Here is a 12,109-nt window from a genome sequence, read left to right as displayed (position 1 = left end):
ACCATGAACGTGACGGTGGTGGGCGCAGGTTATGTGGGGCTGGTGACGGCCGCTTGCTTGGCGGAGCTGGGGCATCGGGTGGTGGGTGTGGATCATGACCAGGCCCGTGTGGTGCTGTTGCAGGCGGGTGGTGTGCCGATCTATGAGCCGGGGCTGGACGAGCTGGTGCAGCGCAATCAGGCAGCGGGCCGGCTGCGGTTCACCACCTCCATGGCGCAGGGCGTGGACCACGCCGAGGTGCTGTTCATTGCCGTGGGCACCCCGCCCCAGGAGGACGGCTCGGCCGACTTGCAGCACGTGCTCGCGGTGGCGCGCCAGATCGGGCAGCATCTGCAGCGACCGCTGGTGGTGGTGAACAAGTCCACCGTGCCGGTGGGCACCGGTGCCGCAGTGGCCGACACGATCCGGCAAGGCCTGGTGGCCCGAGGGCACGAAGCGCTGGATTTCACCGTGGTGTCGAACCCGGAGTTTTTGAAGGAAGGTGCGGCGATTGAGGATTTCATGCGCCCGGACCGCATCGTCATCGGCGTGCCGCCTGGGGCGGCGGGGGCACGGGCCCGGGAGTGCATGAGCCAGTTGTACGCGCCGTTCAACCGCCACCACGAACGCACGGTGTGGATGGACGTGCCCAGCGCGGAGCTGACCAAGTACGCCGCCAACGCGATGCTCGCAACCCGCATTTCCTTCATGAACGAGATGGCCCTGCTGGCCGATCAGGTGGGGGCGGACATCGACGCGGTGCGGCGCGGCATCGGTTCGGACCGGCGCATCGGCCACAGTTTCCTGTATGCCGGCACCGGCTATGGAGGCAGCTGTTTTCCCAAAGACACCCGGGCACTCATGCACACCGCCATGGAGCAAGGCACGCCGATGCGGGTGGTCAGCGCTGTGGAGGCGGTGAACCGGGCGCAGAAACGGCAACTGGTGAAACGGGTGGTGCAACTCATGGGAGAGGACTTGAGCGGACGCCGGTTCGCTGTCTGGGGCTTGTCGTTCAAGCCCAACACCAACGACATGCGTGAAGCGCCGAGCCGGGTCGTGATACGTGAGCTGCTCGAGCGCGGGGCCGATGTAGCGGCTTTCGACCCTGTGGCGACCACCGAGGCACGCCGCGTGCTCGCCGAGGATCTGGCTTCGACACCGGCGCTGTTGCAACGCTTGCATGTCGGCGATGCGGCGGAGGGGGTGCTGCAGGGGGCTGATGCGCTGCTGATTCTGACCGAGTGGAAATGCTTCCACAGCCCCGATTTCGCTCGCATGCGCGCCTTGATGCGAGACCCGCTGATCCTGGACGGGCGCAATCTGTACGATCCGCAGGTGCTGCAGTCGCTGGGCGTGACCTACCTGGGCATCGGCCGTCGCAATGCCCTGGGGGTGGCGCGGCTGGGGCTCACAGCCCCGATGCCGGTTGCTGCCAGCGAACTTCGCGCTGCATGAGATCATCGGCTCCGCTGGCATGCGCCTGGAGCAGGCGCAGCCAGATCGCCTCCACCTGAGTGACGATATGCGCCCAGTCCAGGGTTTGCGTGGTGGCGCGTGCACCCAGGCGCAGGCTGCGGACCAGCGCCGGCTGCGTCGCGAGGTCCTGGGCCCGGCGAACGAAGGCGTCCGCATCGTCCACCGGCACCAGCAGGCCGTTGTGGCCATGACGGATGAGTTCGGCAGCCGCGGCGCAGTCAAAGGCCAGCACGGCCAAGCCGCTGGCCAGCGCTTCGGGCGTGACGTTGCCGTAGGTTTCCGTCAGACTGGGAAAAAGGAACACGTCGGCGCTGGCGTAGTGCATGGCCAGCTCGGCGTCACGTTTGGCGCCCACCAGCAGCGCGTCGGGACACGCGGCCTGCAGGGTATCGCGCTCGGGGCCGTCACCCACCACCACCAGCTTCACCCGCGGGTTGACCTGTTTCATGCCTTGGTAGGCACGCACCAGCAGAGATAGGTTTTTTTCCGCGGCCAGACGGCCCACCGAGAGCGCCACACAGTCGCTCGGTTCCACCCCCCAATGGGCGCGCAGGGCTTCGCTGCGGTGCCCTGGATGGAAGCGCTGTGTGTCCACGCCACGTGCCACGACCAGCAGGCGTTCGAAGCCCAGGGCGCTCAACTCGGCCTGCAGGCTCGGGGTCGGCACCATGGTGCAGTGCGCGCTGTTGTGGAACTTGCGCAGGTAGGCGGCAATGGGTTTGTGGAGCCATGCGGCGCCGTAATGGCGGCTGTAGGCGTGAAAGTTGGTGCGGAAGTCGCTGCTGATCGGCAGCTTGAGCTTGCGGGCCGCCTGCAGGGCCGACCAGCCCAGCGGCCCCTCGGTGGCGATGTGCACCAGGTCGGGCCGACGCAGGGACCAGATTTGCAGCAGCGTTTTTTTCGCCGGCAGGCCCATGCGCAGGTGCGGGTAGCGGGGGATGGGCAGTCCGCGCAGCAGCACCTGCTCGAAGCCCTCGGCCATGCCCGGCCGGTCCATGGGTGCCTGGCGTGGCCGGATCACCTGCAGCTCGTGGTTGCGCGCCTGTAGCCCGCGCACCAGCCGGTCCACCGTCAAGGCCACGCCATTGACCTCGGGCGGGTAAGTCTCGGTCACGACCGCGATGCGCAGCGAGCGCTGCGGTGGCGGATAGTTTTCGATGTGGAGTGGGGGTTGAGCGGGGCTGTTCATGGCCGCATGGTCGGGCCCCTTCATAACAGCCGTGTGACAGAGTGGTGTCCCTGATGTGGCGCGGGTCTGCGGCAGCGGCATGACGAGGGGCTGGCTGTCACGCCGATTTCACAGGGGCTGCGCACCATCGCGCTTGTGCCCCGGTCGGGGCATGCCCATCCATCAGCATGAGGAACATGAAGTGAAAGACTTTCTGCAAGCCCTTCGGGTCCAGCGCTGGGACGACCACCGCTATTATCACCACAGCCGCATCAACCAGAGTCTGCACCTGCTCAGCGCGATCAGCTTTCTGGTGGCCTATGCCATGCTGTTCAAAGACCCGGCCATGGCCGCTCTGATCGCATGGCTGGTGTCCATGGTGAGCCGCCAGGCCGGGCACTTCTTCTTCGAGCCCAAGGGCTACGACCACATCAACCAGGCCACACACGAGTACAAGGAAGCGATCAAGGTGGGCTACAACCTGCAGCGCAAGGTGGTGCTGATGGCGATCTGGGCCTTGTCGCCATTGCTGCTGGTGTGGCAGCCCAGCCTGTTCGGCTTGCTGGAGCCGCATGCCGACTGGCGTGGCTTCATCCACCACGTGGGCCTGCTGTGGCTGTGGGTGGGCGTGGGTGGCCTGCTGTTTCGCATGGTGCAGCTCTTCGTGCAGCAGAGCGTGCAGACGGGCTTGGTGTGGGTGACCAAGATCCTGACCGACCCGTTTCACGACATCATGCTTTACTACAAGGCGCCGTGGTACCTGCTGCGTGGCCAGATGATGGACCCGGGTCACCGGACCCACTGATCTCGTTGCCGTCGCACCGTCATCGCCGGGTGAACCGTTGCCAGGCGGTTTGCAACAGTTCCCCCGCCATCTGGCGGCGAATGCGGCGATGGGTGAGGCCGGGGTGGCACCACCACCAGCCGTCGGCCTGCATGGCGTGGCCGGCGGCGATGAAGCGGCGGATCACCTCGTCCATGTCGGCGTCGGTGTAGGTGAGGCTGAACACCAGCCGTCCGGTGCCCACCCAGCTCAGCGCCAGGCCGTGCGCCCGCAGGTAGAACTGCAACAACCAGTGGTAGCGCGAGGGTTGGGTGTAGTTGATCGTCCAGATGGTGGACAGCGCAGCCGCTTCAAGGGGCAGGCCCGCCTCGCGCATGGCACGGTTGAAGCGCTGAAGTCGTTCGTCCCAGGTGGCGTCGAGGGTGTCGTACAGGGTTTGGATGTCGGCGTCGTCCAGGCGGCGCAAGAAAGCGTTCATCGCGCCCATGACGTAGGGGTGGGCGTTGAAGGTGCCGCGGGCGAAGCAGATGTCGGCCGGGCGTTCTTCGCGGAAGCGCTCCATCCAGCGGCGGCGGCCGCACACCACGCCCACGGGCAGGCCACCGCCCAGGGTCTTGCCGTAGCACACGAGGTCGGCCTGCACGCCGAAATAGGCCTGGGCGCCCCCCTTGGCCAGCCGGAAGCCGACGAACACCTCGTCGAAGATGAGCGCGATGTCGCGTTCGGTGCAGACCTCGCGCAGGCGTTGCAGCCAGCGGGTGTAGGCGGCCCGGTCGAAGTGGGCGCTGCGGCTGCCGTCCAGCAGGGTGGAGTCACCAGGGGCGTTGCGGTTGGGGTGCAGCGCCTGGATGGGGTTGACCAGCACGCACGCGATGTCCCGCCGGCTGCGCAGCACCTCCAGCGCCCGGTCGTCCATGTCCTTGAGGGTGTAGGTCTCGCGCGGGGGCAGCGGGTTGCCGGGGCCGGGCTGCACGTCTTCCCACCAGCCGTGGTAGGCCCCGGTGAAGCGCACCAGATGGCGTTTGCCGGTGTGGTAACGGGCCAGGCGCACGGCCTGCATCACCGCTTCCGTGCCCGACATGTGAAAGCTGACGTCATCCATGCCCGAGAGGGCCTTGAGCCGGGCCACGTTGTCGGCCACGCAGGGGTGGTAGCCGCCGAGCACCGGGCCCAGGGCGGCCCCCATGGCAGCGCCTTCGGCCATGCAGGCCTTGTAGAAGTCCACACCGAACACGTTCACGCCGTAGGAGCCGGTGAGGTCCAGGTGTTCGTTGCCGTCCAGGTCGGTCAGCGTCACGCCCTGGGCCGAGGCCCAGAACGCCCCCATGGGCAAGTGGGCGCGGGCATAGGCGCTGAAAGGGAAGGGCACGCGGTAACGCCCGGTGAAACGCAAATCGGGCAGACCCTCGCGGGCCTCGGCCCCCAGCGCCAATGTGGTCGGGGCACGTTCGCGCAGCGTTTTCGACAGCCGTTCGAAACCGGCGCGGCGTTGCGCCACCACCTCGGCAGGGGCATCGTCGGCCGAGAAGAAGCGCGCGTCGTCGTAATGCAGGGCGGGCATCCAGCGGGCCACGCGCTTGGCCATGCGTGAGTGACCGGCCAGTGAGCGGTGTTTGGCGCGGGACAACTGCAGGCGCCGACGCAAGGCGGGTAGGCCCATGAGGGCGGCGGCCAGCGCGCTGGCGGTCATCACGAGTTCGGCAGACATGTCATCAACCTTTCAAAAGCCGGTGTGACAGTTGTATGCCGGCCATTTGACAAAGCCATGAAAACACGAACCTTGCGCGACCGCCTGCTGTTGCAGGAAGACCTCAATTTTTTGCTCACCAACCGGGTACCGCGCATCGCGCTGACGCGCTTCATGGGGTGGTACAGCCGTCTGCGCAGTCCGTGGCTGACCCGTTTTTCGATTGCGGTGTGGCGGCTGTTCACCGACCTGGACCTGAGCGAGGCCAAGCAGCAACGCTTCGATAGTCTGCACGACTGCTTCACGCGCGAACTGCGTCCCGGTGCACGCCCGTTCGATGATCGCCCCCACGTCATCGCCAGCCCGTGCGATGCCATCGTGGGGGCCCATGGCACCGTGGAGCGCGGGCAGGTGCTGCAGGCCAAGGGCTTCCCGTACACCCTGGCCGATCTGCTGGGTTCGGACGAACTGGCCAGCGCCCACGAGGGCGGCCGCTACGTGACGCTGCGCCTGACCTCCAGCATGTACCACCGCTTCCACGCGCCGCAGGCCATGCGCATCGACCGTGTGACCTACATCAGTGGCGATACCTGGAACGTGAACCCGATCGCGCTCAAGCGCATCGAGGCTCTGTTCTGCAAGAACGAGCGCGCCGTCATCGAAGCCCGCCTCTGCGCCGACGGCTCGCGCCTGACCTTGGTGCCGGTGGCGGCGATTCTGGTGGCCAGCATCCGGCTGCATTGCCTGCCGCAACGCTTGCACCTGCGCTATCGCGGGCCCCATGTCATTCCCTGTGCGGCGCAGGTCCAGCGGGGGGAGGAGTTGGGCTGGTTCGAACACGGCTCCACCGTCATCGTGTTCGCGCCACCCGACGCCCGGTTGGCTGACGGTCTGGAGACTGGGGGCTTGATTCGGGCCGGGCAGGCGCTTTTCGAGCGTCCTGCCGAGCATTTCATGGCTTGTCACGAAACGGACACGGTTGTGTCATAGGCTGCGGCTCCCGACACTTGTGGACCACTGCCATGGCTCTGCCGCACGACGAGATCATCCGTCGCATCGAACGCGACCTGCTGGACAGCTACGACGAGGAGTTGGAGCTGGAGATCGAAGACCGTGATCCGGTCGGCTACGGCACCGATCTGGGCCACGGCCAAACCGACGCCGACAAGCAGCGCCGCATCGCCTACTTCAAGGAGCTGTTCAAGCTCCAGGGTGAACTCGTGAAGCTACAGGACTGGGTGGCTACCACCAAGCAGAAGGTGGTGGTCCTGTTCGAAGGCCGCGATGCCGCCGGCAAGGGCGGTGTGATCAAGCGCATCACCCAGCGGCTGAACCCCCGCGTGTGTCGAGTGGTGGCTTTGCCCGCCCCCAACGACCGCGAGCGCACCCAGTGGTATTTCCAACGCTACGCGGCCCACTTGCCGGCGGCCGGCGAAATCGTGCTGTTCGACCGCAGTTGGTACAACCGCGCCGGGGTAGAAAAGGTCATGGGTTTTTGCACCGACGAAGAATATGAGGAGTTCTTCCGCTCGGTGCCCGAGTTCGAGGGCATGCTGGTGCGCTCGGGCATCCGCCTCATCAAGTACTGGTTTTCCATCACCGACGAAGAGCAGCACCTGCGCTTTCTGGGGCGTATCCACGATCCCCTCAAGCAGTGGAAACTCAGCCCCATGGACCTGGAAAGCCGCCGGCGCTGGGAGGACTACACCCGAGCCAAGGAAACCATGCTGGAACGCACCCACAAACCCGAAGCACCGTGGTGGGTGGTTCCAGCCGATGACAAGAAGCGTGCCCGGCTCAATTGCATTCACCACCTGTTGAGCCAGTTTGACTACCACGAAATCGAGCGCCCAGAAGTGACCTTGCCAGCCCGCGTTCGGAACGCCGATTACCTGCGCCACCCCGTGCCGGCCCACATGATCGTGCCACAGGTGTACTGAAACCAGGTAGGGGCGGGTGCGACGGGCGTCGTCATTCCAGTGACGCGAAAGCTTCATCAATGTGTCATATTGGTCACACAAACTGCTAGTCTTGTACGACTCGCGGCGAGTCGTTCTCCATGTTACAGTGACCCACCAGGAGGGTAGATTCATGTCTTTCAAGCGTACCTTGATGGCGTGCACCGTCGCCATTGCTGGCGCCGCGATGGCGCAACAAGCCCCCACCGAAATCCAGATGTGGATGGGCCTGACCGGCCCCTCGGGCGAGTTGCTCAGCCGCTTTGGCGACGACTTCAACAAGTCTCAGAATGAATACCGCGTCGTGGTGTCGTTCAAGGGGCAGTACCCCGAACAGCGCGCCGCTGCCGTGGCGGCTTTCCGTGCCGGCAACCCGCCTCACATCATGCAGATGTTCGATGCCGGTTCGGGCGATATGATTCAGGCCCGTGGCGCCATACTGCCCGTCTCCGACGTGTTCAAGCGTGCCAACATCCGTTTCGATCCGGCCGATTTCATCGCCCCGGCGCGCGGTTATTACGGCCTGCCGAATGGCGATCTGCTGTCCATGCCATTCAATGTGTCCACTGCCGTGCTGTTTTACAACAAGGACGCGTTCCGCAAGGCTGGTCTGAATCCCGAGCAGCCGCCCCGTACCTGGCCTGAGGTGATCGAGGCCGCCGGCAAGATCCGTTCCACCAACGCGGCCGCCTGCGGCTTCACCACCACCTGGCTGGCTTGGATCATGCTGGAGCAGTTCAGCTCGCGCCACAACCTGCAAATGGGTACCTTGAGCAACGGTCGTGGTGGCCTGGGTACCTCGCTGACCGTGAGCAACCCCATGAACGTGCGCATGGTGCAGACCCTGGTCGATATGCAAAAGGACAAGCGCTTCGACTACGGCGGTCGCTCCAACGACGCCGCGGCCAAGTTCATCAGCGGCGAATGTGCCATGTTGACCCAGTCCTCCGGTGGTCTGGGGGCCATCGCGCGCGATGCCAAGTTCGAATTCGGTACCGCCCAATTGCCTTACTGGCCGGATGTCGAGGGCGCGCCTTATGCCACCACCATCGGTGGGGCCTCGCTGTGGGTGTTCAACGCCCCCAACCGCAGCGATCATGAATTCCGCGGCGTCGCCAAATTCCTGGACTATCTGCGTTCCGACAAGGTCATGACCGAATGGGCCAAGACCACCGGCTTCCTGCCCGCCACCAACAGCGCCTTCAAAGCCATGAAGGACGAAGGCTTCTTTGCTCAGAACCCGGGTCGTGACGTGCCCATCCTCTCGCTGATCGAAGGCGCCAAAGGCGAGCACACCAACGGTTACCGCTTTGGTCGCTGGACCGAAATCCGCGACATCTATCACGAAGAGGTCGAGCGTGCGCTGCAAGGCCGTCAGACGGCTGCTCAGGCCATGGTGAATTTCGAGCGCCGTGGCAACGCCTTGCTGCGCGCTTTCGAACGTTCCGCAAACTGATCGCCCCACCGGCCGGCACCGGACTGGCCGCTTTTCTGGACTCCATTCCCACCCCTCCCGCAGGGGTGGCTGTCTTATGCAAAGAAAAGTCGTCTTTCCGAACCGCTGGCTGCCGTATGCGTTGCTGGCCCCTCAGTTGGCGGTGACGCTGGTGTTCTTCATCTGGCCCAGCGCACAGGCGGTGCTGATGGCCTTTCAGCAGCAGGATCCGTTTGGCCTCGCCGTGCAATGGGTGGGGCTGGACAACTTCCACGCTGTGCTCACCGATCCGGCGTACTACGATGCCGTGGTGCGGACGTTGGTTTTCTCCACGTCCGTGACCGTGCTGGCGCTCGTGCCAGCGCTTGTCATGGCCGTGGCCGCCGATGCCCTGCTGCGGGGGCGAGGGGCCTACACCACCGCGCTCATGGTGCCTTACGCGATTGCTCCGGCCATCGCCGGTGTGTTGTGGCTGTTCATGTTCAATCCTGCCATTGGGGTGGTGTCCTATGGTTTGCGCCAAGCAGGCGTGGCTTGGAACCCTACCCTCGACGGGACCGATGCCATGATACTCGTCATCCTGGCTTCCGCCTGGAAGCAGATTGCTTACAACTTTCTGTTCTTTCTGGCGGGTCTGCAATCGATCCCCAAGTCCTTGCTGGAGGCGGCGTCGATCGACGGTGCCGGCCCGTGGCATCGGTTCCGCACCATCGTCTTTCCGCTGTTGTCACCCACCACCTTTTTCCTGTTGGTCGTGGGGCTGGTTTATGCCTTTTTCGACACCTTCGGCGTGATCCACGCGGTCACGTCGGGGGGGCCGGCCAAAGCCACCGAAATCCTCGTTTACAAGGTGTATTACGACGGCATCGTGGCGCTGGACCTGGGGCATTCGGCGGCACAGTCCGTGCTGCTCATGCTGCTCGTCATCGGCCTGACGATGGTGCAGTTCCGTTTCATTGAACGACGGGTGCATTACGCATGAGTCAAGTCGCCGCAGCTCCCTCGAACCGTTCCAACGTGTTCGCTCACCTCGTGCTCTGGGTAGGGCTGGCGATCACCGCCTTTCCCCTCTACGTGGCCTTCGTGGCCTCCACCCTCACCAACCAAGAGATCGCCCAGGCCCCCATGCCTCTGTGGCCCGGCGACCAGGGCTGGCAAAACTACCGGCAGGTGCTGGTGGAGGGCATGGGCGGCTCGCACCTTTCGCCCCCGGTGTGGACCATGCTGCGCAACAGCCTGGCCATGGCCCTGGTGATTGCCGTGGGCAAAATCCTGGTGTCGGTGATCTCGGCCTACGCGGTGGTGTTCTTCCGCTTCCCGGGCCGCATGGTGTGCTTCTGGCTCATCTTCATCACCCTCATGCTGCCGGTGGAGGTGCGCATCCTGCCCACCTACCAGGTGGTGACCGATCTCGGCCTCATCAACACCTTTGCCGGGCTGACCCTGCCACTCATCGCGTCGGCCACGGCCACGCTGCTGTTCCGGCAGTTCTTTCTCACGCTGCCCGACGAACTGGTCGAAGCCGCCAAGATCGATGGCGCCGGACCGCTGCGCTTTTTCTGGGACGTGGTGCTGCCGCTGACCCGCATCCAAATCGCAGCGTTGTTCGTCATCCTGTTCGTGTACGGCTGGAATCAGTATCTCTGGCCGCTGCTCATCGTCACCGACATCCACCTCGACACCATCGTCGTCGGCATCGCCAAGATGATCGGCACGGGTGACGCTGCCACCGACTGGAACCTCGTCATGACCACCACCGTGCTGGCCCTGCTGCCCCCCACGCTGGTCGTCGTGCTGATGCAGAAATGGTTCGTTCGCGGTTTGGTGGACAGCGAAAAATAAGCAAGATAAGCAAGAACTCCTATGGCCTCTCTCGGTTTCAAACAAGTCATCAAACGTTACGGCACAGGACCGACCGCCGTGCAGGTGATCCACGGTGTGGATGCCCAGATCGACGATGGCGAATTCATCGTCATGGTGGGTCCGTCGGGTTGCGGCAAGAGCACGTTGTTGCGCATGGTGGCCGGTCTGGAGGACATCACCGGTGGCGACATCACGATCGGTGACAAAACGGTCAACGGGGTGCAACCTGCTCAGCGCGATATCGCCATGGTGTTCCAGAACTATGCCTTGTACCCGCACATGAGCGTGTTCGACAACATGGCCTATGGGCTGCGCATCCGTCGTTTGCCCGAGGCCGAGGTGCGCGCGCGCGTGGAAGCGGCAGCCCAGACGCTGGAGCTCTCGGCATTGCTGCAACGCCGGCCCAGCCAGCTTTCGGGCGGCCAGCGCCAGCGCGTGGCCATGGGGCGTGCCATCGTCCGGCAGCCTCAGGTGTTTCTGTTCGACGAACCGCTGTCCAACCTCGACGCCAAGCTGCGCGCGCAGACCCGGCTCGAAATCCAGAAGCTTCACCGTACCCTGGGCATCACCTCGCTGTTCGTCACGCACGATCAGGTCGAGGCCATGACCCTGGCACAACGCATGATGGTGATGAACGGCGGCCGTATGGAACAGTTTGCCACCCCGGAGGAGGTGTACCGCCGCCCGGCCAGCCTGTTCGTGGCCGGCTTCATGGGCGCGCCACCCATGAACCTGCTGCGCCACGCGCCCGGGGTGCAGGCGGGCACGGTGCTGGGCATCCGGCCCGAGCATTTGTTGTGGGACGAACAGGGCTGGGAAGCCGTGGTGGACTCGATCGAGCTGTTGGGGGCTGAGCGGCTGCTGCACCTGCGCTTGGGTGAGGAGGACCTGACCATGCGCATCCCGGCGCAGGACGACGCGCCTGCCATGGGCGACACGGTGCGCGTCCGACCCAACGAGGCCTTGATCCATACCTTTGATGCGGCCACGGGCCTGAGGCGCGCATGAGCCAGGCGGCCTTGAACGACTGGCCCTACCCGCTGTGGATCGGGCATCGGGGTGCCGGCAAGGACGCCCCGGAAAACACCCTGGCCGCCTTTCGCCTCGGCTGGGCGGCTGGCTATCGCATGTTCGAGTGCGATGTCAAGCTCAGTGCCGACGGCGTGCCCTATCTGCTGCACGACGCCACGCTGGATCGCACCACCAGCGGCAGCGGCTCGGTCGAACACAAGGCTTGGGCCGAGCTGGTACAAATGGATGCGGGTGGCTGGCATTCGGCCGAGTACGCGGGCGAGCGCCTGCTGAGGCTTGACGAGCTGGCGGCTTGGTGTCTGGAGCGAGGCGCGTACTTGAACATCGAAATCAAGCCGGTGCATAGCCATGAGGCGTCGACCGGCACCAGCGTGGCCTTGGCCGCGCAAGCCCTCTGGGCACAGGCCCCGGTGCCTCCTTTGCTGTCTTCCTTCCAACCTCACGCCCTGCAAGCGGCGCAGCAGGCCGCGCCCGATCTGCCCCGGGCCTTGCTGCTGGACCGCTTCTGGCCCGGCTGGGAGGCGGTGGCCCAGCAGCTGGCCTGTGTCGCCCTGGTGTGCCACCATCCGCTCATCGATGAGGCCCTGATGCGCAACGCCCAGGCGCATGGCTGGCGCGTGCTGTCTTACACCGTCAATGACGCCGCCGAGGCGCGGCGCCTCCAGCGCCTGGGGGTGGAGGGGCTCATCACCGACCACATGAACCTGCTCAACCTGGTCTGAAC

Annotated in this window: 11 protein-coding genes; 9 read left to right on the top strand and 2 right to left on the bottom strand. The window is 64.9% G+C overall.

Translation table 11 applies throughout. The annotated features are described in order from the left end of the window. Positions 1–3: 3 nt before the first annotated feature. Entirely contained in the window at positions 4–1,437 is a 1,434-nt protein-coding gene (locus HZS63_RS03160) for a UDP-glucose dehydrogenase family protein (protein WP_180682601.1), read from the top strand. Here the strand turns inward: HZS63_RS03160 and HZS63_RS03155 are convergent. Beyond that, complete coding sequence (locus HZS63_RS03155; protein WP_180682600.1) at positions 1,391–2,647, bottom strand: glycosyltransferase family 4 protein; 1,257 nt, start codon at positions 2,645–2,647, stop codon at positions 1,391–1,393. The genes HZS63_RS03160 and HZS63_RS03155 overlap by 47 nt on opposite strands. Before the next feature lie 151 nt (positions 2,648–2,798). On the opposite strand from HZS63_RS03155, the gene HZS63_RS03150 reads away from it, so the two are divergent. Next, a complete protein-coding gene (locus tag HZS63_RS03150; protein ID WP_219339068.1) occupies positions 2,799–3,431 on the top strand; it encodes a hypothetical protein in 633 nt (210 codons plus the stop codon). A gap of 19 nt (positions 3,432–3,450) precedes the next feature. Here HZS63_RS03150 and HZS63_RS03145 read toward each other — a convergent pair whose 3' ends face one another. After that, positions 3,451–5,118 carry an aminotransferase class III-fold pyridoxal phosphate-dependent enzyme gene (locus tag HZS63_RS03145; RefSeq protein WP_180682599.1) on the bottom strand — a complete coding sequence of 556 codons (1,668 nt, stop codon included), beginning with the start codon at positions 5,116–5,118 and terminating at the stop codon, positions 3,451–3,453. A 57-nt stretch (positions 5,119–5,175) separates the two neighbouring features. Here HZS63_RS03145 and asd point away from each other — a divergent pair, with 57 nt between their 5' ends. The 7 genes from asd to ugpQ all read left to right on the top strand — a co-directional run bounded on the left by asd (position 5,176) and on the right by ugpQ (position 12,107). Next, entirely contained in the window at positions 5,176–6,087 is a 912-nt protein-coding gene (gene asd / locus HZS63_RS03140; protein ID WP_180682598.1) for an archaetidylserine decarboxylase, read from the top strand. Between the two features lie 32 nt (positions 6,088–6,119). Further along, positions 6,120–7,037: a polyphosphate kinase 2 gene (gene ppk2, locus HZS63_RS03135; RefSeq protein ID WP_180682597.1), complete on the top strand. Its 918-nt coding sequence runs from the start codon at positions 6,120–6,122 to the stop codon at positions 7,035–7,037. Between the two features lie 151 nt (positions 7,038–7,188). After that, a complete protein-coding gene (ugpB, locus tag HZS63_RS03130; protein WP_180682596.1) occupies positions 7,189–8,511 on the top strand; it encodes a sn-glycerol-3-phosphate ABC transporter substrate-binding protein UgpB in 1,323 nt (440 codons plus the stop codon). Between the two features lie 76 nt (positions 8,512–8,587). After that, positions 8,588–9,472, top strand: a complete 885-nt coding sequence (gene ugpA / locus HZS63_RS03125) for a sn-glycerol-3-phosphate ABC transporter permease UgpA (RefSeq protein ID WP_180682595.1) — start codon at positions 8,588–8,590, stop codon at positions 9,470–9,472. Beyond that, positions 9,469–10,332, top strand: a complete 864-nt coding sequence (gene ugpE, locus HZS63_RS03120) for a sn-glycerol-3-phosphate ABC transporter permease UgpE (RefSeq protein ID WP_180682594.1) — start codon at positions 9,469–9,471, stop codon at positions 10,330–10,332. Before ugpA ends, ugpE begins: the two co-directional genes overlap by 4 nt. A gap of 21 nt (positions 10,333–10,353) precedes the next feature. After that, positions 10,354–11,361 (top strand): sn-glycerol-3-phosphate ABC transporter ATP-binding protein UgpC, encoded by a 1,008-nt coding sequence (ugpC, locus tag HZS63_RS03115; protein ID WP_180682593.1) that lies wholly within the window; start codon positions 10,354–10,356, stop codon positions 11,359–11,361. Beyond that, the gene (gene ugpQ / locus HZS63_RS03110) at positions 11,358–12,107 is read left to right on the top strand and encodes a glycerophosphodiester phosphodiesterase (protein WP_180682592.1); all 750 of its coding nucleotides are present in this window, start codon (positions 11,358–11,360) and stop codon (positions 12,105–12,107) included. The genes ugpC and ugpQ overlap by 4 nt, the downstream gene beginning before the upstream one ends. The last annotated feature ends 2 nt before the right edge of the window (positions 12,108–12,109 follow it).

The organism is Tepidicella baoligensis (assembly GCF_013432195.1).
Lineage (GTDB): Bacteria > Pseudomonadota > Gammaproteobacteria > Burkholderiales > Burkholderiaceae_C > Tepidicella > Tepidicella baoligensis.
The sequence above is the reverse complement of the archived record's forward strand: the minus strand, read 5'-3'. Positions and strand labels throughout refer to the sequence as shown.